Below are 25,565 nucleotides of genomic sequence, written 5' to 3'. Positions count from 1 at the left end.
GTCGGCCCTCCCGGATCGAGAAGGCCGACAACACGAATTATGCCGAAACAGCGGCGAGCTCGGCGGCGGTCTTGCCGACCAAGCTCTCGTCGACGGGCTTGATGATGCCGTGCTCCATGAGCATATCCTCGAGCTCGTCCATGCTGATTGGCGTCGGGATAGCGCCTTGTCCAGCATTATTGTGGATCTTGGTCGCGAGATTGCGATAGTGATCCGCCTGCTTGGAATCTGGCGCGTATTCCAACACCGTCATGCGGCGCAGCTCCGCGTGCTGAACGACGTTGTCGCGCGGCACGAAGTAGATCAGCCGGCTGCCGAGCTTCTTGGCCAAAGCATCTGCAAGCTCCAGCTCCTTGTCGGTCTGCCGCTCGTTGCAGATCAGGCCACCGAGGCGCACGCCGCCGGAATTCGCATACTTCAGAATACCCTTGGAGATGTTGTTGGCGGCATACATCGCCATCATCTCGCCGGACATCACGATGTAGATTTCCTGTGCCTTGTTCTCGCGGATAGGCATCGCGAAGCCGCCGCAGACGACGTCGCCGAGCACGTCGTAAGAAACGTAGTCGATGTCCTCATAGGCGCCATTCTCCTCCAGAAAGTTAATGGAAGTGATCACGCCTCTTCCGGCGCACCCGACTCCCGGCTCCGGGCCGCCGGACTCGACGCACCGAATGTCTCTGTAGCCGAGCTTGATGACGTCCTCGATTTCGAGATCCTCGACGCTGCCGGCATTCGCCGCCAGGCTCAGAATGGTGTCCTGCGCTTTGGCGTGCAGGATAAGGCGGGTCGAGTCTGCTTTGGGATCACAACCGACGATCAGAATCTTTTGGCCTAGCTCAGCAAGGGCCGCCAGCGTATTTTGCGACGTCGTCGATTTACCGATACCACCCTTGCCATAAAACGCGATTTGTCTCAGCGAAGACATGTTGCTCTCCATCAACCGATTGCCAACTTTTTCGCGCCGAACGCGCGAGGCTGTTTCTCTCTCAGAAACGTGGCCACACGGGTTTCGGGAAGGAGGCCATCGCTCGCCATCGGCGTCGGCGTGCCCTCAGCCCTCACTCGTTGTTGCTGCATCCATTTAGCAACCGGCGTGCCATTTCGTTCGCAGGTGCGTCAAGCGCCTGAGCATGCTGGACTAATCGCGCGGCGTCCGAGAGCGGATGCCGTGGCGGACGCGACAGCGGCAAGGGCTTTGACAGAAACCGGACAAAGCCCTGGCGCATTGATTCCATTACGAGCGCCCGGCGACAGGGCGCGGAACGGGGAATGCCGGGCCTTAGCCCGAGGCGACTGAGGAGATCATACGGTGCAGATCGGGTTCGAGGACACTGCCATCATCAAAGGCGAATGTTTCATGACCGGCACGGTGGGTACTTGCCGTCAGAGCGGGTGGCATATCGCTTGCTTTGCGAGGCCCCGAACGCAGGTTCCGCGTGACGCGATGTTGTAGTGAGGACAATATGTCTGGAATTGGAAGTAAGTTGCCGCCGTTCGAAATCACAGGCGTGAAGCCCGGCTTTCACCTGCCAGAGGAGAACGGGCAGAGCGCCTTCGAGACGCTGACTGAGAGGAGCTTTCCAGGAAAATGGAAAGTCATCTTCTTTTACCCGAAGGATTTCACATTCGTCTGCCCAACCGAAATCGCTGAGTTTGCCCGCCTGTCCAAGGAGTTTGCCGATCGCGATGCAGTCGTACTTGGTGGCTCGACCGATAACGAGTTCTGCAAGCTCGCCTGGCGGCGTGAGCACAAAGACCTGCACCGTCTATCGATCTGGCAGTTTGCCGACACCGATGGCGCACTGGTCGATGGCCTTGGAGTGCGCTCGTGTGATGGCATCGCGCATCGCTACACCTTCATCGCCGATCCTGAGAACACCATCCAGCATGTCTATGCGACAAGCCTCAATGTCGGCCGGAGCCCAAAGGACACGCTACGCGTTCTGGATGCGATACAGACTCATGAGCTCTGCCCTTGCAACCGCGAGATCGGCGGCGACACGCTTAAACCTGCCTGAGGCAACATGTTGGATCGTGCAGTTGAAGGAGAAGCTCCCGCATTCGAAGAACGTCAGACTCGGTACGGTCTAACGTGGAGGCCATTTCCTGGATCCGCTACCCGGCAGAACCACATCGCAACGGCCGTCGCCCAGCTGGCGCATGGCTGCCGTCATCGACGCGACTGTTTTGGCGATACGGCAACCCAACAGGAGGGCGAACAGGCCCATGAGCATCGTTGGAAGCCCGATCATCCAGATCAGCTTCCGCCGCATTTCTAAAGCTCGTCTTTCAGCAGCCCGCCAATGAATTCGGCCGACAAACGGAGAGCACCGGCGCAACTCAAACCCACTCATTTCAGAGTGAGCCAATCCGCCTGCCCAGCTCGAAGGTGTCCGCGGCCACATTGAGAGCATCAAGGGCTGGGAAGTCACCGAACCGATCACGCTCGCGACGCTGTCCTTCATCAAGCACCTGATGTGAAAGGATTCCGTCGACCGCACAGATTTGCTCAAGCCCAATCCCGTCGCGCGTCACCCGATCGATACCGCCGACCCACAGCCACGATGGGTCCGGGGCGAGCTTCATCGATGCGCGAACCATCGGCGAGATCATCGATCCGATCGAACTGTTCGCGCCGCTCTCGGCCTCCTTGCAGATCTGCTACCTTCGTTGCCCCAAGCGCGGCGCGGACTATGTACTGTTCGGCCCGCCCGGGCTAGAGTCCAGAGTATCGCCAACTGCCTCGCACACGAAAAGACGGTGCTGTTCGTAGCGCAGAAGACTGCGGCGCCCGAAGGCGTCAGTTGCAGGCCACCGGGCTCGGCACTACTGTCTCAAGGTGCACTCGAGCAAATCCGAGAAGTCGAGCGTGCTGGAGCAACTCTCGACCGCCTGGCGCGAGCCCAATCTCGTCACCGAAGAGCACTGGTCGACGGCCACTGGCGACCTGAGGAAAAGAGCGATCAGTTGAACAGGCTGGTCTCGGCGCTGCATCAAAGGTGCGCGAACGGGATGACGGCGTACGAGGGATTGACGTGTGGTGGCGGATCTGGACCGCCTCGCCGATATCGAAGTGACACGCGTACAACGCGGCCGAGTCCAGATCGCAAGCCGCTCGGGCGTACTTCGAAATGCCGCCCCTTATTTCGAGGGTCGCAGAACGCGAACAACCTGAAGCCTTAGCCCGATCTGCTGGTATACGTGCGCGAAGTTGTAGCGCCGCACCGCAATCGCCGAGACGATGCCCCACAGGTAACGAAGAACGCATCCGGGCTGCGCCCGAGCAGCAGGTCTCGCTCGCGACCGTTCCAGTCGCTGCTCGACGCTCAGGTCCAGCGGTAGGAACCGTTCCTTGCGAAGTTGGCCAAGTGGAAGCGAAAAACAAACGGGCAGCGGGCAGGGACGCAATGTCGAGCGCGGCTTCCGTGGCGAGAAGCGCAAGAACAACACGCATTCTTCGACCGACCCGACGCCCGATTGTTTCGCAAGGGCGCTGGCAACGAGGCCAAGCTCTGCCACATGGGGCATCTGATGATGGAGAACGGCAACGGGCTGTACGCCTGCAGCAGCAGCGCCCGCAACAGCCGCTCCGGCGGAATCGACGGTCGGCCATGGCGCGCGTACAGGCAAAGTCGCGACAGATCCTTCAGCGCCGCGCAGGCCAAGTCGCGGATGGCACGGAGGCGATGATCCGCTGGAACGCGCTGCTCCAACGGCAGCTAGCTGAATATGTCTTCCGTCCGCTGATCTGCCCGGCGCATCGCATCCCCAGCCCAAAGGAATCAGACACGCGCACGGAATCACACCCAACCAACTCGCAAAACCACTGTTTAGCAGCCTGGTAGGTGCTTCAGGTCTTCAATGAACTGTTTTGGAAAATTGCGAAGCTTATCACCGTCAGTCCTGGTAGTTCTCCGACTCAGACCACAGGCAGCTTCGATGAGATCACCGTCTGCCTTAGAGGGGCAAGGGGCTTGACGCCGACCATCGAGCCAGCAGCCCTCTCGCAATCGAAGAAACATGCCCATCGTGCCAATCATGTGGCGGTCATGAAATCAGGTACTTTTCGGCGTGAGCGCGCAAGGATGCGTGGTCCGCTCTAATCATACGTCCCAGACGCCCGAGATCATTCGCCAACTTACGCAGACAGAGTAGGCTCTCTCAGGTTATTCGCTGCCGCGTCAGACTTTTCAGCGGCTTTCGCGAACAGATCGTAGAGGTAGTTCAGGTTGTCGGAAGAGGCGTGCGGGTAATTTCTTTCGGATCGTCTCGGGCGGTGGCGCGCTGCTTACCGCGGCTGCGCCGCTTGCTCAGCTTGCCTCCGCTTCTCAGCTTGCTGCTGTTGGTACGCCAACCACCACTCTCCATCGATGGATTGAACCGGCTTGGGTGGAATGCATCAAATTTTCGAGGCGCCGTCCACGTTAACCCCTTCGTCGACATTTTCCCCAGTCCACCGAAGAGCAAGAGCTTGCCGCCTAGTCAATCGTTTGTATGCGCAGCAGGCTCTCGAGCCGGTGCCGACCATCGTCGATCGGGCCTGACCAATGGCCGAGCCGCTCCTGCACGACAACCTCGAATGAAGGATACCACAGGGGCTTGCCATCCGCCTGAGCCCAATACCAGGGATAACCGCGCGGAACAAAGACTACACCTGGAACGCCGAGCGCTCCGGCAATATGGACGGCGAAGCTGTCGGGCCCGACCACAGCGTCGAGATTGGCGATCGCTGCAATGCATTCCGCAGGGTGTTCGATATGCACACCAACATCAATCGGACGGCTCCATCGCTTCATGTCATGCCGTCGCGCGTCGGTCATCAAACTGACCGGCGTCACCGAGTGAGGAATCACGGCGGCGACCTGCTCCATCGATAGGCCGAGAGCGCCGCCCTCCCACACGATGCCAACCCAAGGCCTTGGGAAGGCCGCCAAGGCATCCCGCCATTTCGTTGACAGCTCGGCGTCGGGGCGCAGGTAGGGAATATCAACGGCAATGTTCCGCGCGTCCGTCGACAGAGTGCGCAATAACGATTGCAACGGGGTCGTTGAGAGCTCGGGCCTCGGCTCATCGAGAATGGCCTGCTCGGCTAGATTCCTAAGAAGAGCCTGGTAACGTGGCTCCGCGACAACATGCACATTTTGCTGGCTCGTCGCCCGACGCAAGAGACGAGCGAGTGCAATGAATTCGAGAGCGCCAGTCCTCGGTGGCACGATCACTCGCATCACAACTCCCAAGGCGGCCGGCTCGGGGCTTGGGAAGCGACCGAGCGTCAGTTCAAGCGCGGTCGCGAGAGATTTAGCCGTTTCATCGTTAGGTTGCGTTTGCGAGATGTGGCTGGCGAGCCTTAGGGCTTCATCGAACCGGCCGACGAACCGCAAAATATCGGCCAAAAGAAGCGCAGCAGAAGGGTGCGATTTGTGCGCTCGTACGAACGTTGTGAGCTCCGCAATTGCGCGCTCCTCCTCGCCATTGGCAATCATGACGCGGGCAAGGATTTCGCGCGCGCCAAGATGGGTCGGTGCATAGGCGATCAATCTCCTGCAGGTTGCTTCCGCTTCCGCCCAAAGTCCCATCGCGGCACGGCAATAAGCCAGATGCGAGAGCCCGGCCGTGTCGAGCGGCGCACGCAGATACGCGTGTTCAGCAACATTGAGCGCCTGCTCGCAGCAGCCGCGTTCAAACAAGAGCACCGACAAATTGCGCAGCGTATCGGGATCGTTGGGAACAAGCTCCAGGGCACGAAACAGGGCGATCTCGGCCGACGAGTAATCGCGCAAGCCGATATCGAGTGTGCCGAGCTGAAGGAGGGCGCGCGCATTGCCCGGCTCGTCTTGGACAACAGCCTTTGTAATCGCGCGGGCTTCCGCAACGTCACCGCGGCTCTCCAGCGCATGAGCCAGCGTGAGCTTGATCTCCTGGCTGCGTGGGGCGAGCGCCGCTGCGCGTTTGAGGCAAATAACTGCCTCGTCAAACCTGCCGAGCATCTCATGGGCGATCCCGAGGTTAGTAGCAAGCCCAGCGTGATCGGGATGACCGGTCGCCGCCTCCGCCAGCAGCTCGAATGCCAATTCCGTGCGTTGCCGTGCGAGCGCTAGTGCAGCTTTTGCACTGAGCGTATCTGGATCGCTTGTGACGACGACCTGCTCCAACAGCGCGTCCGCTTCCTCGAGACGGCCGGTTGCAATAAACTCCTGCGCCATCCTGAGCCGGTCTTGTCGGGTCGGGCCGGCCATGCCAGTGGTCGGAATGCGCATTATGCCACCGTCACGCGTTTGCCGTCGAGGCGGAGATCCTCGCTCACCGTGATGACTTTGCTGTGGGCTGTCTCGGAGGCAATGCCGGTGACTCTGATAACGTGGGTTTCAGTCTGCAATGAGTCGATACGCTCGATCACTGAGACACGTTCACCCGCCTTCACCGTAAGCAACTCGGCGCTCGCTTCCTGGGTCCGCGCCGAGCATTGGACACGGTCCGCGATTAACGTGTAGAGCTTGCCGATCCAGGTGCCTTTGTTCGCGAGCACGGCAAACAACTTAGCGTGCAGATCGATACTATCAGCGCGAAAGGATATCCGCTGGCGCGCGGCGATGGTGATGGTCTCGCCGGCAATCGATATGTTGCGGCATCCTGGTAAGCCGAGCATGCCATCATTGCAAGCCGCCCGCTCGAGCACGGTCACGACGAAGGCTTGCTCCACGTTGGCGAAGAGCAGCACTTTGTCCCGTGGTATAGGCCGGATCAGGCAGCCCACAGCCACCGTCGCCGTGTGACGAGCGCCAGCGACTTCGACCTCCATCACACTGCCGTCATCACTGACTGACACTACCCAGGCTGTGTGATGTCCAGGTTCCAGCATGCGCGCGGCCGTCGCCAACCTGTCGCTGTTTGTGACGCGGATTGTCATCGTCATTCCCGCTCTCCAGTCGGCTACATGAAATTTATCGACTTCTTTTGTATGACTTCGTCCTTGCCCGTGCTGGACACGATCTCCGCTGTTCGGTTCACAACCTCGTACTGTTCAGTATTCAACTTCCCTTTCCTCAATTCTTCTTCTGTGACGGACACGCTGGTCTTGCTGACCTTGCCCTCGCGGCCGACCATCTTCAAATCCTCAACTGGCGCGAGCTTGAAATCGCTTCTTCTGAGAATCTTGGTATCACTATCGGCCGACTTGAAGTCGGGTCCGAAGACAGATTTGGTCGAGTTTCCGATCACTTGCTTGACGTCGTTTCCTTGGACAATATCAAGTCTGTTGCCGACCGTTATCGAATTGAAATCACTGAGATTGACGGAACATTCGCGGGAGACTTTGTACGTGAACGCTTCTCCGAGAAAAATGGATACTTTGCGGGCCATCGTCAGCTTGGTAGCTGCGCCACTCATGCAAGTGAATTTGGTGCCTAGGAAGAGCTCCCTGGTGTTGCCCATCGTCTGCTTTTCCACGTCACCGGTGGTAGTTTCCGACTTGTTGCCTTTGTTGATTAACTTGACGCGGTTCGAGGCCGTGAGCGTGATGTCGGCGGGCGTCCCGTTAGCGCCAGCCGTGATTGATATGCCCTTCTCGGCGGAGATATCATAAGTACCTTCCGAGACCTTATGTTGGGAGTTGCCGTTCATGACCTCCGTGGTCTGACCGCGACCGATTTTCATCAATGCGGCACCTTCGACGTTTGCCTGAAAGTCCGTATTGGTGAAGGCAAGTATGCCGGTGTTGTCGCTTTCATACTGACTCGTTCCAGCAAGGCCCTGGTCGACAGTCGTCGTCAGTTTTGTGACGATATTTGCCTCCTCCTCCGAATAAGAACCGAGGCGCAGATACGTCGATTTCGTCATGGGAGAGATTGGTGTTTCTGGAACGAACAGTCGCGTGTAGGCATTTGGCATCATAGGCTCCCTAATCGTAGGATTGTCGGCGCCTTAGCGCTGCGCCATCAAGCGGGTTTGAGAGGGCGATAGTGAAACACCGAATGCGTTCGGATTGACTCCATTCTGTTTAGTCGGCATCCCCATTTTGGTTGCTGGGGACCCGCCGATTGACAAATTGTCGGATCCGGCCTTGGCGCGCCCAGGCCCCATGACAAGGCCAGAGATGACGCCGAGGGCCAAACCCGCATTGTCGCCGTACGATACGGCACGCTCGGTCGTCATGTTGTGCGCAGGCATGCACATGATGAGACAACGAGACTGCGTGGGAATGGCCGCCGTGTTCGTCGCGATGTTCGGATAGGGGGTCGGCACGACGACAGGGCCGAATGGTGTGTTGCAGACGTCGGGAAAGCCGTAATCTTGCGCCGACATCGGACCACTTGCATTGACAAAGGTCATCGTTTAGCACCCTCCGTTGAACGGAACGATGCGGCTCGCATCGTAGAGTTCGGCGATAGCGCGTTCAGGTACGGTATGCAGTGCGCTGCCTTGCTGGGGCACGAACAGACGGCCGCCGGTCGACGCGCAGTGAAAGTCAGTGCGCAGAAAGCGCGAGCCGGAAAAGTCGCTGCCATCGACCTTGGCATGATGCATCAGCGCGTAGGACATGTCGGCACCGGCAAATGAAACGAACCTGGCCGATGCACCCGTGAAAACGGCCATCCCCAGTTGTGCGCCCGAGAGATCGCAGCCGTCGAGGCGCGCCTCCGTGAAAACGCACTGCGTCAAATTGGCATTACGCAGCTGGGTCGCTCGCAGGTCAGCCCTAACAAACAGTGCGTTCGGGGCGGTCGTGTTGGAGAGGTCGGCACCCACGAGGCTCGCACCCGTCAAAATTGAGCCGGAGAGGTCGACGCCGGACAGGTTTGTGCGGTTGAGCTTGGCGCCGCTCAGGTTCGCTCGGGCAAGCATCAGCCCCGTGAGATCTCGCTCCGACAGATCGCATTCCGAGAAAACGATCGTGTCGCAACGCATTCCGGTGACCCGCGCACTACGCAAATCGGCTTGCGTGATGGCGGCGTTCGTAAGCGTGGCATTGTCGAGCACGATCTCGGCAAGCCCGCAATCCATGATAGCGCTTTGAGATAGAATCGCGCTGCGCAGGACGGTGTGGGACAAGATGCAACGCATCGCTGTCGTCTGGGTAAACCGTGTCTCGCTGAAGTCGCTATGGCTCAAATCAGATGACATGAACGTCGACTGGGTGAAGCCTGCTCGTCGCCAGTCGGATCCGGCAGCACGGCAACCAACGAACGTGCATTTTTCGAAGCGAGCGTCGGCGAAGGAAGCACCGTTGAAGTCGCAGTCTTGAAACATCATGCCAGTCAGGGAGGCGCCCGAGAAGCTGCTGTGGCGGAAGGAGGAACTCAGCACAACGCCATCATTTAGATGCAGTTCAGATAGCATCTGGCCATCGACGTGAGCGTCGCGTACGGGGAAGCCATGGGCGATCGACTGCAATAGCAGATCAACTGGCATCACGCGGGACCATCATAACGGTGCGATCGATATTGGCGTTGCTCAAATCCGCAGCGACTAAAGCAGAGCCCATCAGGTCGGCACCATAGAGATTTGCATGGCGCAGGTTGGCACCGGTCAGGTCGGTCTGATTGAGATGTGCCTCGAGCAGGTTGGCGGCATAGAAGTCGGCGCCGCGCAGATTGTTGCCAGTGAAGACCGCACGTTTCAGCGATGTCATTCGGAAGGAGGCGCGTGCGAGAGTCGACTTACCAAAATAGACACCGTTTATTCGGGCCAGGGTGAAGTCGCTGCCGCTGAGGTCGGCTGCCTGAAAGGAAAGCGCCTCGGCGCTGCTGCGGCCGAAGTCGGCGTCGCGCAGATCGATGTCGCCGGTGAAGCTAACTTGGTCTAATTGCGATCTGCTGAGATCGAGTTGGGGCGCTGCCACCCTGAGAAAGCAGGTTTTCTCGACTCGCGCGTTAGCAAAGCTCGCACTGGATAGCGATAAATCCATGAATTGTGCCTGCCTGAGGATGGCGTCCCCCCAGGCCGTATTATCGAGGGTGGCTTGGATAAAGCAGCATTGATCTAGCTGTGCAGAGCGGAAGGTTGCGCCGATCAACGGCACCCGCAAGATTTGCAGCTCGATAAGGCGCGCTCGGTCGAAGGAAGCGCCCGCCATGCGCGCGCCGAGAAGATTGCTGCGCACAAGCAGGCTCCCCGCGAAACGCGTTCCGCGGCAGTCGGCTTCACCAAGATTGGCTTCGGTCAGATCGGTCGTGCTTAAATCAGCGTTGATGAGCGCCGCGCCTGACAGTGTGGCTTTCATGAGTTTGGCGCCGGTGAGATTGGTCCCGTTTAGTTTCGCGCGTTCGAGAAAGGCACCGGAGAAGTCCGCGTTCGTGAATCGTCGCCCGGAGAGGTCGGCGCCGGCCAGATCGCGTCCGGCAATCGTGCCGCCGCGCCGAAATTCCTCTTCCACCAGATCCCCCAGCGCCCGCGCGACAGCTGGCGCCAGCATGGTTTCTGGTCGGAGCGGCTTGGGTGAGGCAAGCCTGGCCGCGGCCATGCCGGCTGCCAACAGACCTTCCGCTTGGTCGATCTCGGTCCGCAGGGTAGTCAGTGCTTTGGTGGATTCCGTTTTGGCCGCGGCGATCGCTGCTTCGGGTCCATCGGCGGTTGCCGAATGACGGGTTGCACTCAAGGCCTCGAATGGCGGACGCTCATCGGCGGCTAATGAAGGAAGGACCTTTTTTAGCGCCGCTTCTGCATCAGCGAAGCCGGTCCGCAGACGTGCTGCGGCGTCAGACGGTGTACCGGCGCTCTCGATCTGCGCCAGTATCTCGTCAATCGACAGGCGCGGCGGCGCCTCCCGGGCGACGCTGCGCGCTTCTTCCGGCAGGACCAACGTCGGAATATTGGGAAGTGAAAAGGCGTCGTCCGCTATGGCGTTGCGTATCGGCTCCAGCGGCCGTCCAGCCGCCAGGTTAAAGAAACGAGCATGCGCAATCTGGAGTTGCTTTTGCTCGTCGAGCGGCTGCTGTACCGCGCCGACGAGGTTGCCGCGCCAGTTCCTAGCGCGCGTGAGCCTATCTTTGATATCGCTTAGAAGGGCCGGATCAATGTCCACCGGCGGTGGCAGATCTTCCTCTAGGCTTGCGTCTGTCGACGGCGCAGCGTCCGTGGAAGAGATCGCGGCGAGCAAGGCGTCGATACTGTTCGATGCGGCGTTTCCGTCGGCAATCTTTCCATCGTCTGCGCGTGCGGGTTCGTATTGAGCTGCGAGCTTGTCGATGTCGGATTGCGCCTTCTCCTGTACTTTCTCCAACGCGTCGAGGATCTCGGCCAATTCGATCTCGCCGCTCTCGAGTTCTTCGGGCAACAGTTCCGGAATACTCGAGGGTTCGATGGATGGTATCTCGATCCCGGGGCGCAGCGAAGCCGGAAGGTCAATTCGCGCGAGTTCCCGATCGAGCGCCCAGCGCATGGAAGCCATCTTCCGCTCTGTACGCTGTTCGGCCAGTTGGCGCCGCCGCGTTGCGCGGCGCTCGCGTTCGGCAACCGAAGGCCCAGGGGTGAGTTGATGTTCCGAAAAGGCATAGCGTGCGGCCGTCTTCGGGGCGAGCCGCAACTGCCGGACGGTCAGATAATGATCTAACGGACGCGCGGGCTCGCTTTGTCGCTCGTAGGCGACCATAATGTCGCCAACGTCACCGCCGTCCAATTCCTGCATGGCGATCGAGGTGCGGTAGATCATGATGCCGCGGCGGGCGCCCGCGAACAGCCATAAGGTATCGATGCGCGTCTGCAGTTCCGTGACGCCCCGCGCCGCATCGCTCCAGCCGATGAAGCAGCGCACGCGAAAGGCCGGCAGACGACCTTCAATCATCGGATGCTCTGCCGAGAAGTTCTGCAGCGCATAGGGTTCTCCGCCGCAAATAAAGCCGGTTATGCGCTGGTCTGGTGGAGCGAATAGAAAAAGGCGCGGATCAGCGTCGGTCGCCAGGCCCGGCGCGACCGATTTCAGCCACGCAGCGTCATAGGTTCCCGCGTATTGCAGACGCTCCCTATCATCAAGCGCCATTGGTCCGAACGTTGCAGGCGGTGCGCTTGTGTCAATGAACTGAATCGCATGCTCGGGGCTTTCGAGGTTGGGCAGGGCCACCAATTCGCCGGCCATGCTGCGGCGGAGAGCCTCATGGCCGGCGCCGAGTCGGTTCGCAGCGTAGCCGGGCCCGCCAAACGCGCGTTGGCGCGTTAGCGGTATTTGATGGAACGGTTGTACGGCTGTCGGTCGCCAGCCGGAGGCTGCCATCTGCCAATAGCGGTCGCCCGTCACCAGGAGGTGCTTCTGCATCGACCCGACGGTCCAGCCCAACATCATGCGCTCGGTCGGCCGCCCCTCTGGCGCCGCGGCATGTCCTCCGATGAGCACTTCCGCTTGCGGCTTGGGCATGCCGATGTCGAGAGGGTTGCCGGGCGGAAGCTCCTTCGCCGCCATAATCCAGAGATCCTGCTCGCTTTCCAGATAGTCCGCGCCCGGGTTGGCCAGGTCGAACATCGCGAAAACGGAAATGATGAGGCTCGCCCCTGCCGGACGGCGCTCGCATTTCGTCAAAAGACCCAATGTGCGTGGCTTTACAAGAATGGGCATGAGACCCGCCGAGACAATTGTCGCTTTCTAGCTATATTTCTCAAACGTGACGGACTTTCGGTCCGCCCATGCGGACGCGTCTTTGTGTCACCTGCCAAATCAGGTGGGTAGCCCAAGTCAGCAGAGCGGGCGTAGATGGCCGATCCGAACTGCAGGAGTTTGATCAAGAAAGCCGCGACTTGCTTCTGTGGCGCCCTCACCGGCTCGGAACCCGCTCGCGCGACCAGATGGAAGACTGCGTCGAGGGTTTGCGGCGATTGCCGAAAAGGACAAGCGCTCCGGTTTGCAGAAAAACCAAGCGCTTCGCTGTCGTTATAAATCTGCCCTCTGGAGACGAAGCTGTTGGTGCACTGGGAGCCGGAATCACTACGTTGTGTGGCCCGCCCATCATTCGAGCCGACGCGCTGTGTTTGGTCGCAGTCGAGCAAGGCAAATCGTCGATGTCGGTCGGGTATCAAGCCGCGGATCGCAAGCGATCAAGCTTACCGAATGGGCCGCGCGATCCAAGTAGCAAGACCGAATGCCTGAGCGTGTATGCCAGAAACTGGGAGACGAAAGTGTCACTTGAAGCCTATATGACAATCAAGGGGAAGAAGCAGGGCGATATATCCAAGGATGCCTTCGAGCCGGACGGCAACGGGCAGGTTGCCAAAGGTGGCTCCGCTAAGCGAGGAAAGAATTGCCTTCACCAGCGACATTGTCGTTCCGCGTGACATGACGAGTGGTGTTGCCACGGGCGCGCGCGCAACCACGAGCCGGTGCTCTTCGCCAAGTTCTTCGATCGGGGCTCGCCGCTGCTGCCAACGAGGTGCTCGAACAGGAGGTCTGCGGTCCGACGAATTGTCCAACGCACAACATAGATACGCGGCGAATATACACCCATTTGTTTGGTAGCTTGAGATCTCGCGTACGATCAGGTCGATCTGTTCGGACACAATATCGAGCGCATATAGCCGCAGGGCGCTGGGATCGTACCGGTGAGCCTGCGTCACGGTCAGTGATTCACCAACATGAGATGCGAATTGGGAAGACCAGCCTTCGCTCCGTCCGAGACTCAACCGGCGGATCGTTCATGGACGGCGTGAGGCCTTGAGTACGATGACCGCGTTCCACGAAATTTCGCTTGCTTCTCTTCGTTCCCGGGTTTGGCGGATCGTTGGCGGCCAGGCAGAGGCCCCAAGTACACTCAGTGCGTCTCACCAAGCGGGCCATTCACTTGCTACGCTTCGCTCCCAAGTTTGGCAAATGGTCAGCGGACAGGCTGAGGCCGCGAATGCGATGACTGCGCTTAATGGAGAGGGGCATTCACTTCCTCGGCTCTTTGCCCAGGGCGGGTCAACTCCAGCTTCGGGGAACGCTGCATTGCGACAGGTCGGGAAGGGAACGAATAGTGGAGGCGAAAGGGGGAGCGGGCCAAGCTTTGCGCGCGCAGTGAAATGCGGATTGTGCCTTGCGGGCGCGGGCTACGCCTATAATGAGGTCGCAAACGACTTCTTCCTTTCGACCACGTCACTGCACGACGGGAAGAAGGGCTTCACCAGTAACGAACGGCTCAGGTTGGCTCTGGCGAAGGCGAGGGAGTATTATACATCGTATCACGCCGCCGACCCTGACACTCGGCGTTTCAATGAACGTCCCCTCAACCCAATCCGCACCTGCGGTATCAACCTGTTCGTAACGATGATCGACTACCGGGCGGCGACTTACGTGCACGTTGCGCGCCTGGTCGATTGCATGCCGGCGCACGCTTCGCTACTTCTGAACCTGAGTTGCATGAAGGGCCATCTTGTCAAGGACGAGTGCGTGGCCAAGTATAAACCGCCGAAGGTGCCGAAGGATCCGGACCTGACGAACAGTCCCTTATATGACAGACAGAACAAGTACGCATTGACAGGCGTGCTTAACGAGGAAACTGGCGCTTACGGCTACACCTCGCGATCGGTCACTCAGCCCTTCGTGAACAAGGGCGTGCAGCACTTTCGGGACGCCTTCCAAGGCGAGAAGGGACTAACTTTCAAGCGATGCATCGAGAGGCTGGAGCCACTGCTCGACAAGCACCGCGGCCTCGGAGAGGAGGCCCAGTTCGCGGCTGGGCAGACCATCCTGAACTTCAGGCAGGTGTACGCTGCGGATGCGCATTGGGGCCACGCTGAGAACGTCGTGATGCAGACATTGCGCGAGCACGGCTGGCTGTCACGGGCGGAAACCGACAGGCTCGATGCGACTCTTATGTTCGAGGATCCAAATAAGAATCTGCTCAAACGCAACAAAAGCTGGGTTGGGCCAGGACTCCACCAACTCGACATCTGGTTTCAGAAATGGCGAGCGGGTCATGATCGCGCGACAGGCCAGGACTTTAACCACCCGGACATCGATGACATGAAATATCTGCCCATCGCGCACGTCAAGTTGAACGAGCAAGGCAATGGATTCGAAGATTGCTCGGGGTTGGGTGACTCCTTCACGTGCGCCAATGCCGTTGCCTGCATCAATCACGCGCGCTTGATGAGTGGACAGCCACGCCTCTCAAAAGAGGACGTTATAGTCATCGTCGCGTGTCTGAACGCTGTCTACGAAGACACGACGTCAATACGGCATACGCTCCACGAGACGGCACGTGGCTGCTTCGCTGGTGCTGGTTACACCATCGAAGACGCGGATGAGTTCTACGAGACGGTGTGTCGGAAGGCCTCGCGAGAGTATTACGGCGGCAGATATCTCTCGAAGCAGAGTTGACGCCGTAAGGAGTCGTGCATTAGCGAGCGCCGCTATCGAGGCAGTCTGAGCCGCAACGCGAATTACGTCCGATCTCATCGCGACGCATGCTTTCTGAGAAGCTGGCCATCAAATCCGATAGGATGAAAAAGACGGTTCGTTCCAGCAATGATCACGCGGGACGTGACCGCATGTTGCCACTTCAAGAACGATTTCGGTCGCGCTCTAAGAACAGGAAGTTGGCCATGACGGTGCCGCGGTCACCCCGGAGAGCGCAGCCTTTGACCGAGGCTTTGTCTCTTGTTGGATAATGAGCGGCCCTGGTCCATTGCTCGACTGCTCTGCCAAATGCAGATGTCACCATCGTCCAAAAGCGCATGTCTATTAGACGTGATACTTTCATCCCGATCAAGTCGCTCGAGTCGGTTGCCAGTAGCCGGGCCCGCCAAACGCGCGTTGGCGCGTTAGCGGTATTTGACGGAACGGTTGCACGGCTGTCGGTCGCCAGCCGGAGGCTGCCATCTGCCAATAGCGGTCGCCCGTCACCAGAAGGTGCTTCTGCATCGACCCGAAAGTCCAGCCCAACATCATGCGCTCGGTAGGCCGCCCCTCTGGTGCCGCGGCATGTCCGCCGATGAGCACTTCCGCTTGCGGCTTGGGCATGCCGATGTCGAGAGGGGTGCCGGGCGGAAGCTCCTTCGCCGCCATAATCCAGAGATCCTGCTCGCCTTCCAGATGGTCCGCGCCCGGGTTGGCCAGGTCGAACATCGCGAAAACGGAAATGATGAGGCTCGCCCCTGGCGGACGGCGCTCGCATTTCGTCAAAGACCCAACGTGCGTGGCTTTACAAGAATGGGCATGAGACCCGCCGAGACAATTGTCGCTTCCTTGCTATATTTCTCAAACATGACGGACTTTCGGTCCGCCCATGCGGACGCGTCTTTGTGTCACCTGCCAAATCAGGTGGGTAGCCCAAGTCAGCAGAGCGGGCGTAGATGGCCGATCCGAACTGCAGGAGTTTGATCAAGAAAGCGGCGACTTGCTTCTGTGGCGCCCTCACCGGCTCGGAACCCGCTCGCGCGACCAGATGGAAGACTGCGTCGGGGCTTGCGGCGATTGCCGAAAAGGACAAGCGCTCCGGTTTGCAGAAAACCAAGCACTTCACTGTCGTTGGAAATCTGCCTAGAGAGGAAGCTGTTGGTGCACTGGGAGCCGGAATCACTACATTGCGTGGCCCGCCCGTCATTCGAGCCGACGCGCTGTGTTTGGTCGCAGTCGAGGAAGGCAAATCGTCGATGTCGGTCGGGTATCAGGCCGCGGATCGCAAGCGATCAAGCTTACCGAATGGGCCGCGGGATCCAAGTAGCAAGACCGAATGCCTGAGCGCGTGCGTCATTTTGGTTCATCTTTCTTGAGACGATGATCAAGCCATATTTATTGAACGGAAGGGTAACGGTAGCTCAGACGCAAAAGGATGACTTGTGACCCTCGTCGTCGTGTCGAACCGGGTTGCCAGCGGCGATGCCAATGAACCCAAGATAGGCGGTCTTGCAGCGGCGCTGCTCCCCGTGGTGCACAGATCCGGAGCAATCTGGGTGGGGTTCTCGGGCCAATTGGACGATGGTCATGACAAGGAGCCGCCTAGCGAGACGCACGGCGGAGGCAAGCTTGTAAGGCTGGATGTGCCCGCCGAGGATTATCGCCGCTACTACGACGGTTTTGCCAATTCGGCACTATGGCCGGCCTTGCATTGGCGCGCAGACTTGGTTGGCTCCTCGGAGGGGAATTACGACAGTTATCGCAAGATCAACGCCATCATGGCGCAAGAACTGGACCGGATCAGAGAGGCGACGGCGTTCTGGGTACATGATTATCATTTCCTTGCTCTCGGCAAGGAGCTGCGCAAGCTCGACATCAAAAAGCCCATCGGTTTTTTCCTGCACACGCCATGGCCGCCGCCCGCTATAATGGAGAGTGTGCGCCATCATGACGAACTGATCGGAGCGATGTTGGATTACGACCTGATCGGCTTTCAGACCGAGGAGGACCGGACCAACTTTCTCGAGTATCTCGGCACCGATCCCATGGTAAACATCAAGGGCTATGTTGCGACCTGTGGTCATCGCCAAACCCGATGCCGAGTGTTTCCGATAGGCATCGATGTGGACACGTTCACGCAATGGAGCGCGGACGCCGTCTCGGAGCCTTTGATCTCTTACATACGGCGCGGCCTCAACAGTGAAACGATAGCAATCGGCGTCGACCGGATCGATTACTCCAAGGGTATCGAAGAACGCCTACATGCTTTAGATCGCCTATGGACCCAAAAGCCCGATCTGAAGCGGAGGATCTCGCTATTGCAGATCGCGATTCCGTCCCGCATCGGGAATCCGATCTATGAGAAGTTGCAGAGGGATGTCTCGGATCTCGTCTGCGACATCAACAGCCGCCATCGTAAGGACAACTGGATTCCGGTTAGCTATGTCAAAGAGGGCTTCAGCCAAGCCGCACTTGCGAGTCTGTACCGCGCAGCGAAGGTTGCATTGGTAACGCCGTTGCGTGATGGCATGAATCTGGTGGCGAAAGAATATGTCGCGGCGCAAGATCCGAAAGATCCCGGCGTGCTGATCTTGTCTAAATTTGCTGGCGCTGCCAAAGAGCTGGAGCAGGCGCTGCTCGTCGATCCAAACAACATCGACGACATAGCAGACAAGATTTCGACGGCAATTTCGATGTCGCCTGGCGAGCGCATTTCGCGCTGGCGCGACATGATGGCGAGACTAAAAGCATATCCCATCGCGCGATGGAGCGAGGACTTCGTTACGGAGTTGAAAAACACTCCGACTGAGAAACTCGCGTGCCGGTTCGGTCCGCGGGATGTGGACGAGCCTAGCGGCTCGAAAGGGAAGGTCGATGGGACGTTAGCCGGCGGGTCGAGTCATTTGGACCTGTCGCGGCAGTTGTCACGTCGGGCGTCCGATGTGACGACTAGGAGATTAGATGATGATTTCACGAACATAGTAGGCCCGGGCTGGAACCATGGTCCCCAAGCGGCCCCGGACGTCCTGCTTGGCGTCCTGAATAGAATGGCCGCGTTCCCAAGGCCATTCCAGGCAACGACAAGTCTTTACATCCACGGTCATTCCTACATGGCGCAGTTGGCTGCGGGGACAAGGGAGGTGACACTCAACAATCCGCTAGGCGTCAACGTTATTCTCATACCGCAGCTTAAGGGCGGCTGAACAGCTCGTCTGGACTGCAAATCGTCCCTAAAGCTTTTCTTCTATTACCCATATCTATCTGTGTCTGCTGATCGGCTTGAGCCGAAAGAATCACTTCTGATTCCTTCACGAGCATTCGAGGCGAGAAGGAGCTTTAAGGAATCATTGAGCGAAGGCTGGCTGCGATCTCTGCAGAGAGGACATAGGACAATGTGTGTCGCTCGTCTGCCGAAATTTGAGTGAGGGCCAAGGCAGTCACCGCTCCTACGACAGGTTAGCGAAGCGGCATCGATGCCGTAGGCTTCGTACGAGCGATGTATTACATCGCGGTTGAGACTGGAGCAGATGGTTCCGTCTCGCGTCATTTCGCCGCCGACATCGCGACAGAATTCCCGACTCTTGCTGTCAACCAGGGCGCCAAGTCCGCGCTGTTACGGCGCCTCATTGCGGACGGAACAAATGCGCCAGCACGGACTGGGCGGCGGCGTTGCGGATTCGGGTGAATCCGACGAGCCTGGACATCGACGAGCGTCTCTTAGGGTGACGGCAAACAATCTCCCGAACCACGATGTGAACCAGCCGCTGTTTGGTGCGTGTGTCCGTTGACGGTGCATTCCGAACCCGCGGCAGATCATCGCAAGTTGCAGCAGCAGGGCGCGGTCGATCTTTGGACTTTCCGGCGATGCGGCACGCAGCTCCTTGATCCGCCTCTTAAGCTCGGCAACGCCGCTCCAATGCGCCATTTTACCGCGCCTCGAGTTCACGGGCAACGAGACGCTTCGCCGGACCTACAAGCTCGTATCGGCTTGCGGCGTAAGAGGCTTCGTACGGTCCGACTTCAGCCTTCCGTTCGACGGCGGCGATGATTTCTTGTCTCGACCGCTGAACCTGGTCGGACGCCAATATCGCTGCTTCATGTCCGTCAATCACGACCCATGACGTAGAATCAACAGTACGATTGTGGGACCCTGTTCGGCTACACGCGCGATATTCGGTCCGAAAACGAGCCGATTTGGTACATCGAGACGCCCAAAACCGTCTATGGAACCGGTGTATCTCTGTCGCCTGTCTACGTTGTACGTCGGACAATTTGTCTGATCAGCAGGCATATGAGCCGGCTTTGCTCAATCGGTTCAGCCTCAATGCAACAATCAGCAATGGTAGCCAATGCTAGCCGCCTATAACATCTGTTGAGCAAGCACTGTTTACACACTGTCATCAAGCAGACCCGGCATAGCCAACCGGGGGCTCTGCGACGCCTCGAATGTACGCCCTGCATCCACCATTTCCCGGCCGGTGCTTGCGACAACATTTCCGTTCTTGGTTTGGCGGCGAGCATAGCGCGTCGGCGCCGCAAAACGGCGACACCGCGAACGTCGCGGCGTTCTCACCATTTATCCTCGCCGCTGGTGCTGCCGGGAACGTGCTCCCATTTCACTTCTTTGTAGGTGAACGACCAGTCTTCCATATTCTGAAAGAAGTTGTTCTGGGGATTGATTGTCAGCGGCACATAAGCCTTGCCCTCGACTAATGTCGCGTTCTTCCAGGTTATTTTGAAAAAGTTCTGCGGCTGCGGCATGCCCCCTGGATCGGTGCGGTAGAACTCGCAGACCACGTTTTCGAGCACCTCGTTGGTGGCCAGCGCCTGCCATAACAGCGGCGAGGCCCGATCGAAGAATTTCGTGAATAGCACAGGCTGGTGGTTGCGAGAGCCTGTGGCGACACCGCTCGTCGTGTCGCGCGGAACGACGACGCCGCTGGTGAAGGCGACCACGGTGATCTTCCCTTGCTTATCAGAGGCCCCCTTGGCGACCTGCCCGATGCTGTCCAGCTTGGACGCATCCTTGGAGATGTCGCCCTGCTTCTTTCCCTTGATTGTCATGTAGGCTTCAAGTGACACGTTCGTCTCCCCGGTCTCTGGCATACCCGGCACATACTTGCCCGATGACCCTCGCAACATCCGTGCCAAGAGCCGTGTGCAACCGACACCTGATTTTCGGGCCTACCAGACGTGATAGTCAATTGGGGCTGGGCAGGTCTCCAGGCACCGGCAACCATCACGCGAAGACGTCGTCGCAATCAAGACAGCAATCCGTCACGGCATGACAGGGGCGACCTGTTCTAATTGACAGTCGATATCTAGAAAGGCACGCGTGGCAACATCGAGTACAGCCTGTCCCCTCACCTGGTATCCTATGCGGTTATCGACAACTGCATTGCCCAGCAACGCGTAGACGATCACCGTGCGAGGACCACGTTGTTTCTGATCGGGACAGCGCGTGGATAATTTGAGACGCAATTCCCGCCCGTCACGAAGCCGTTGCGAACGAATGCCGTCGGTCGATGGCGAGGGTATGTTGATCGACACTGCCGGCAGGATGGTCGCGCGTGCCGCATTGGCGATCGCTTCCAATACCGGGTCGATCTCGTGAGTCGCTGGTCGCCAAGCGGTCATAAGCCGCCATGAGGTGAAGAAATCATGCAGGTCCGTCGTAAATCTCGATCGTGGCGCCAGATTGCGACTTGAGGCGATTGAACAAAGGCGCTTCCGAAGTCACTCCTGCCATCATATCAGGGTTGTGGACCGCCCCGATCACGACTGGCCGATCAATATCGCCGTTCAAGTAGCCGACCAGAACTTCAGTTCCGGGGACTAACGGACAATGCAAGCCGGTTTGATTCGGACCTACATAAGGTTCGAGCTTGCGCACGTAGTCGCTGCCACGTCCTTTTGCCAGTTCTTCGGCGAATGCCAACTGCACCTTGTAGCGGCCATGGTCGTCGATCTCGGCCCGCCCGTTCCAAGCTTCTCCATCGACTGTGGCGGTGTGGAGGCCGACGCCCAGAGGCACAGGCGTCATCACAACCGGTCGATAAGGCACGTCCGAGCGGATGCAATGGACCATGTTCTGGTAGGCTCGCCCATCCTGAGCGAACGCGCGGAATCCGGTCGGTGCCGGGCGATAGGCCGAGTGATCCGCGGCGATGACGAGATATTCACCATCGAAACGGGGATGGCCCTGCAGTTCGAAGATCACGCCAGCTCGCAGCTCCGGTGCGTCGCTGTGGGCGATGTACATTGTCTGGCCGGCGCAGATCTGCTCGGCACGGATCCGGGCCAGCGTGGCCGCTTCTGCTTCGTTCGCAAAATGCCCGCCGAAGCGCGAGGCTTTGCCCAAGAAACCGCTGCCTTGTCCGACCTGCTTATCGACGGACACGACAGAAGGCACCGTCTCGTCGTAATCGTGGAGCGCGATGGTCTTTGTCGAGAGAACCCGGCGCTGCCGGAATGACCGAACGGCGCTTTCGTCGACGTCTCGCGATGTCTTGCGCTCGTATTGGCGCGCATAGAGAAGCGCCGACTTGGCGCCGAACCCGACCTTGGGGAAGGCCAGATTCTTATCGCCGAAGACGACGATGTCACCGTCTTCTTCCTGTTTGAAGAAGTAAAAAATTCCGTTTCGTTCGCAAAGGCGGGAAATGAACATCAAATCACTTTCATTGTATTGCACAACATAACTTCGCTTGGGATAGCGATCGAGATTGTATTCGGTGGGAACGCTGATGCTCACCTTGTTCAACTGCTGTTTGATGATGTCATCGACGCCCATGGGTTGGCCAGGGCCATAAATGCGACTCGCGATGGAGAGCTCGGCAACGGCAAAGCGCGGCCGTAGGACGAACTGGAGCACTCGTAGGCCAGTCACCGTCGGATCGAGTTCCTCGACTTGGGCGCACAGGCCCGAGGCAAGCCATCGCCCGCACGCGGTTTTGACAGACAGCTTGGCGCGCTCGCCTATCAAAGAGCCCGTATCGACATTGTTCGATGTGGTGGCATAGATCACGTAACTGAACGGCAGTGAAATGCACTCTGTGCCCTCGAACCCCTCCACGTCGAGCTCAATATTGGGCTTGCTGCAAATGTCCAGATCAATATTGAGATTGGAGTCGTTGTTCATCTGTGCACCATGTCAAACTCTGGCAGTGTTAGGCTTGCTTGTTACGGGTGCCGGGGAGCGAGGGTCGTTTGTGAGCCCGAAACACTGAATGCTAGCGGTATCTCACCTTGCTTAGTCGTTACGACCGCAAACTGCGCCGACAGCAGAACTTAATAAAGCCAAACACGGGCGAGATGCGGGACGAACTCGCTGACCGGCTCGATCGTGGCAGTTTAAGCCCTGAAGCGACACCCGCCCGTCCGCTGGCGAGATGGTGGGAGGCCGGCCCGGTGTCTCGTTGCCATCCATCGAGTATCGCGATCGCCTAAACGCGCCGCTATGAATGTTCGAACGGCGCATCTGGCGCATGGTTCGGAAGAGTTCATCGTTCTCTCCAGCGGCTCGGAGCGCAAAGCTCATCTCACAAGGTGAGCCTTGCTCATCAGCACGGATTCAACATCCGGGTGTCGCATTCGAATTCCTGCGGCGCTAACGTTGCTCTCTTCCTTCGCACGATAGTTGCAAAGCCGATCGGCAGTCCCGCGCGCTTGGTGTATGCGCTCTCAGATGCAGATACCCCGGTTTTCGCTCTTAAAGCGATGCACACGGGTTCAAATGAAAGAGAGCATCGTTTGCCTTGCTCCTCTGCGTGTCCTCGCCAGTTGGTGTCGCTACATCTCAAGAGCAACAGCCGTGCCAATGACGTTTCCTGATTTGAGCTATTGATCGCTTTGAAATAACTGAGATTTACCGAATAAGTGTTCAACCTGACAAAGGCGGCGGCCACACACTGTCAGACTCTGAACAACAGTCGAGCTGAACGCACCCTAACAAGGTCTTTCGGAGGCATCTCATGATTCGTCGCTCGACAAGATCAGCTATTTTTCGAACTGACCTGAAAGGGACCGGTCCAAGACGATCAGCACGTGACGTGCCGCGTGAGGCAACCACAGAGAGGCCTTTCGAGGGCTGATGGCGAGCCTGTTTGGTGGGCCACAGCATTGAACACGGTACTTCGGTTCTAAGACCGCCCAGAAAACAGACATGTCGATCATTGAACAAAAGTGTTTGTGACCGAACAGACAGTGCAGATTGGTCTTGGTTCACTTCTGGCGATCTCGTGTGCTAGCCTGAGCACTTCAGAAACGCGCTGCGTGCCTTGCGCTCCAAAGGAGGGGCGCGTTATCACCACTTCAGGCTAGACGCGGCACGGAGGATTGTGACTGCTGTCTTCGAACCGCCTTGGAGGCGAGGCCGAGATAACCCGGAGCTATCGAAGCGCTGACACTGCAACGCGGCAGGATAACATGGCTCCGGTCCCTGCGCAGACAAGGAAAGGATCCGGGGGCAGAGGGTGCGCCGCAGATAGCCGCCGACTTGAGCTTCTCGTCGATCGGGATTATACGGCCGCGATCGACCCGTAACGCGAGAACCAGTCTCGAGAAGTCGATGGTCAATCTCGTCGGATTCGTCATCGCAACATCCATCGCCCTGCCGAACGACGAAGTGTAGGCGGTTGGAAGATTGATCGCAAACAAGCTGGAGCGGTGGCGAATCGTGCTGCTTTTCAATTCGGAGCATTTGGCAGGACGGCTCCCAAACCAAACTCACGCGACGTGCGCTTCGCATCGAGCGAGCATGCCTTACCGCTGCAGTTGCACCTTTTACCGGAGGTTCGCGTGAGTGACAGCAGCGGCGGCTCGGATCAGTGGCTCCCCCTCTATGCGGCGGATATGCAGCTTTATGAGCACTTCTGGGACTGGTTTGCTTGGAAGCTCCCGGAGCGCCGCTCCCCCCGCGCCGACGTTGCAGCAGGCGATATGCACGATTTCCTCGGGTGGATCCGTGAGACTGACAGACCCCCAATCGCCGACCGCATTACGCGGCCGTCATTGGATACCGACGTGCAAGCCTATGCAGCCGACTATATAGGGCGCGATGCACCGGAGATTGGCGGGTTTCGTAATCGTCTCCTGAACTTGCGAGATATGCTTCGGGACCTGCATTTGGAGAAGTGGGCACGTGAGAGGAGTCTGATGTTTCAGGGCTTTGATGGAGCCGGGCCCTCGTCAGGTTGCCGCGGTAGCAACGATATCACCGACAACAGCGATAGCAGGGGTGGCGGCGAAAGCAGCAGCGGCTCCAATCAGGTGCGCGGCCCGTGTGAGGTGGACATGACGCTTCATCAGGAGTTTTGGGATTGGCTTAGAGAGAAGCTCCCGAACCTCCGTTCCCGCGGCGCCGACCATGCTGCAGGGGATTTGTACGACTTCCTCGAGTGGATCCGCGAGACCAACAGACCCCCAATGGTGGACCGGATTGCGCTGCCGTCGTTGGATGCCGACGTGCAAGCCTATGCAGCCGACTGTATAGGGCACGACGCACCCGCGATTGGCGGAATTCGTAACCGTCTCCTGAATTTGCGAGATATGCTTCGGGATTTTCAGCGCCACGTTCAATTCGAGGACTCGGCCCGTACGCGCGGTGCGATGTTTCAGGGCTTCGAAGCGGCCGGGCCATCGTCATCACCACTGGCGCCCACAATGCCGTCGGATCGCCCGTCCCTGGCCGACGCAGGGGCTAGGCAAGCCGAGCGTGACTTCGGGGCTTATGTCCTCCCCGGTTGGAGGGGCGGCCTTGCCCCGGACCCACTGATCGCGGAATTGCGAGAAAGCGGCCTCCTTCCGGCGGTGTTGCGGCCAGAAAGTGTGCTCATCAACGGTATGCGCTATGCTGCGATATTGTGGCCAGGGCGGGTGCCCGTGACTCCAAATAATCCGGAAGGCAAAAACTTTATTCTCACTCCTGGATACAGCGAGTTAGGACTGCAGCCCCTGCCTCGAGTCCAGCAGACGAATGAAATCGAGCCATTCCCCGATATCGGAGCGAGCGTCGGCCTAGGCTGGATTCATAGCCCCCGCGTGGCCGACGACTTCCTGATCGGCATACTGCGCGCGTTCAGACTTCTACCGAGCCCTGAAGTTCCAATGTCACGCTTCTACATCCACGGTGAGCGGTACACAGCCGAAACGGGACCAGACGGGCGCATCCTTGTCATCCATCGACGCCAAGCTTCCTAGAGGAACAGTTGGCGGCAAACCGCCCTGGAGGGGAGCAGATGATCGGCATTGGCATCCGCATGGC

18 protein-coding genes and 2 pseudogenes are annotated in these 25,565 nt (G+C 58.6%); 6 read left to right on the top strand and 14 right to left on the bottom strand.

From position 1 onward, the window contains the following. Positions 1–37: 37 nt before the first annotated feature. Positions 38–928 (bottom strand): nitrogenase iron protein, encoded by an 891-nt coding sequence (gene nifH / locus QSV46_RS23045; RefSeq protein ID WP_314957411.1) that lies wholly within the window; start codon positions 926–928, stop codon positions 38–40. 538 nt (positions 929–1,466) lie between these two features. Here nifH and QSV46_RS23040 point away from each other — a divergent pair. Then, on the top strand, positions 1,467–2,021 hold the full coding sequence (locus QSV46_RS23040) for a peroxiredoxin (protein WP_314957080.1): 555 nt from the start codon (positions 1,467–1,469) through the stop codon (positions 2,019–2,021). Between the two features lie 337 nt (positions 2,022–2,358). On the opposite strand, the gene QSV46_RS23035 is transcribed toward QSV46_RS23040, so the two are convergent. Continuing rightward, positions 2,359–2,616, bottom strand: a complete 258-nt coding sequence (locus QSV46_RS23035) for a hypothetical protein (protein WP_314957078.1) — start codon at positions 2,614–2,616, stop codon at positions 2,359–2,361. Between the two features lie 781 nt (positions 2,617–3,397). Here QSV46_RS23035 and QSV46_RS23030 point away from each other — a divergent pair. Then, positions 3,398–3,558 (top strand): annotated as a pseudogene (locus QSV46_RS23030) (IS5/IS1182 family transposase); the annotation flags it as partial. On the opposite strand, the pseudogene QSV46_RS23025 reads toward QSV46_RS23030, so the two are convergent. From QSV46_RS23025 to QSV46_RS22990, 8 genes and pseudogenes are all read right to left on the bottom strand, one after another. After that, positions 3,558–3,722: pseudogene (locus QSV46_RS23025) on the bottom strand (IS5/IS1182 family transposase); the annotation flags it as partial. The pseudogenes QSV46_RS23030 and QSV46_RS23025 sit on opposite strands and share 1 nt — an antisense overlap. Positions 3,723–4,481: 759 nt before the next feature. Next, positions 4,482–6,260 (bottom strand): tetratricopeptide repeat protein, encoded by a 1,779-nt coding sequence (locus QSV46_RS23020; RefSeq protein ID WP_314957074.1) that lies wholly within the window; start codon positions 6,258–6,260, stop codon positions 4,482–4,484. Then, positions 6,260–6,916: a DUF3540 domain-containing protein gene (locus tag QSV46_RS23015; RefSeq protein ID WP_314957072.1), complete on the bottom strand. Its 657-nt coding sequence runs from the start codon at positions 6,914–6,916 to the stop codon at positions 6,260–6,262. The genes QSV46_RS23020 and QSV46_RS23015 overlap by 1 nt, the downstream gene beginning before the upstream one ends. A gap of 17 nt (positions 6,917–6,933) precedes the next feature. Continuing rightward, positions 6,934–7,890 (bottom strand): hypothetical protein, encoded by a 957-nt coding sequence (locus QSV46_RS23010; RefSeq protein WP_314957071.1) that lies wholly within the window; start codon positions 7,888–7,890, stop codon positions 6,934–6,936. Between the two features lie 33 nt (positions 7,891–7,923). Then, complete coding sequence (locus QSV46_RS23005; RefSeq protein WP_314957069.1) at positions 7,924–8,331, bottom strand: DUF4150 domain-containing protein; 408 nt, start codon at positions 8,329–8,331, stop codon at positions 7,924–7,926. A gap of 3 nt (positions 8,332–8,334) precedes the next feature. Then, positions 8,335–9,411: a pentapeptide repeat-containing protein gene (locus QSV46_RS23000; protein WP_314957067.1), complete on the bottom strand. Its 1,077-nt coding sequence runs from the start codon at positions 9,409–9,411 to the stop codon at positions 8,335–8,337. Next, complete coding sequence (locus tag QSV46_RS22995; RefSeq protein ID WP_314957065.1) at positions 9,401–12,547, bottom strand: DUF2169 domain-containing protein; 3,147 nt, start codon at positions 12,545–12,547, stop codon at positions 9,401–9,403. The genes QSV46_RS23000 and QSV46_RS22995 overlap by 11 nt, the downstream gene beginning before the upstream one ends. A 560-nt stretch (positions 12,548–13,107) precedes the next feature. After that, a complete protein-coding gene (locus QSV46_RS22990; RefSeq protein ID WP_314957064.1) occupies positions 13,108–13,539 on the bottom strand; it encodes a hypothetical protein in 432 nt (143 codons plus the stop codon). A 106-nt stretch (positions 13,540–13,645) separates the two neighbouring features. Here QSV46_RS22990 and xopAG point away from each other — a divergent pair, with 106 nt between their 5' ends. Then, positions 13,646–15,283 (top strand): XopAG/AvrGf1 family type III secretion system effector, encoded by a 1,638-nt coding sequence (xopAG, locus tag QSV46_RS22985; protein ID WP_314957409.1) that lies wholly within the window; start codon positions 13,646–13,648, stop codon positions 15,281–15,283. A 387-nt stretch (positions 15,284–15,670) separates the two neighbouring features. Here the strand turns inward: xopAG and QSV46_RS22980 are convergent, their stop codons facing one another. Beyond that, positions 15,671–16,087 carry a DUF2169 domain-containing protein gene (locus QSV46_RS22980; protein WP_314957063.1) on the bottom strand — a complete coding sequence of 139 codons (417 nt, stop codon included), beginning with the start codon at positions 16,085–16,087 and terminating at the stop codon, positions 15,671–15,673. A gap of 170 nt (positions 16,088–16,257) precedes the next feature. Between QSV46_RS22980 and QSV46_RS22975 the strand changes: the two genes are divergently transcribed. Both QSV46_RS22975 and QSV46_RS22970 read left to right on the top strand, forming a co-directional pair. Then, positions 16,258–16,677, top strand: coding sequence for a hypothetical protein (locus tag QSV46_RS22975; RefSeq protein ID WP_314957061.1), 420 nt, complete (start codon positions 16,258–16,260; stop codon positions 16,675–16,677). 66 nt (positions 16,678–16,743) lie between these two features. Further along, positions 16,744–18,504 carry a trehalose-6-phosphate synthase gene (locus tag QSV46_RS22970; RefSeq protein WP_314957059.1) on the top strand — a complete coding sequence of 587 codons (1,761 nt, stop codon included), beginning with the start codon at positions 16,744–16,746 and terminating at the stop codon, positions 18,502–18,504. Between the two features lie 1,366 nt (positions 18,505–19,870). Here QSV46_RS22970 and QSV46_RS22965 read toward each other — a convergent pair. From QSV46_RS22965 to QSV46_RS22955, 3 genes are all read right to left on the bottom strand, one after another. Continuing rightward, complete coding sequence (locus QSV46_RS22965) at positions 19,871–20,383, bottom strand: Hcp family type VI secretion system effector (protein ID WP_314957058.1); 513 nt, start codon at positions 20,381–20,383, stop codon at positions 19,871–19,873. Between the two features lie 195 nt (positions 20,384–20,578). After that, positions 20,579–20,896, bottom strand: coding sequence for a hypothetical protein (locus tag QSV46_RS22960; RefSeq protein ID WP_314957057.1), 318 nt, complete (start codon positions 20,894–20,896; stop codon positions 20,579–20,581). 64 nt (positions 20,897–20,960) lie between these two features. Beyond that, the gene (locus QSV46_RS22955; RefSeq protein ID WP_314957056.1) at positions 20,961–22,442 is read right to left on the bottom strand and encodes a type VI secretion system Vgr family protein; all 1,482 of its coding nucleotides are present in this window, start codon (positions 22,440–22,442) and stop codon (positions 20,961–20,963) included. Between the two features lie 1,658 nt (positions 22,443–24,100). On the opposite strand from QSV46_RS22955, the gene QSV46_RS22950 reads away from it, so the two are divergent. Continuing rightward, positions 24,101–25,501, top strand: a complete 1,401-nt coding sequence (locus tag QSV46_RS22950; protein ID WP_314957054.1) for a hypothetical protein — start codon at positions 24,101–24,103, stop codon at positions 25,499–25,501. Positions 25,502–25,565: the final 64 nt, after the last annotated feature.

It is taken from the genome of Bradyrhizobium cosmicum (assembly GCF_032290525.1).
Lineage (GTDB): Bacteria > Pseudomonadota > Alphaproteobacteria > Rhizobiales > Xanthobacteraceae > Bradyrhizobium > Bradyrhizobium cosmicum_A.
This window is presented reverse-complemented; position numbering and strand designations above follow the sequence as displayed.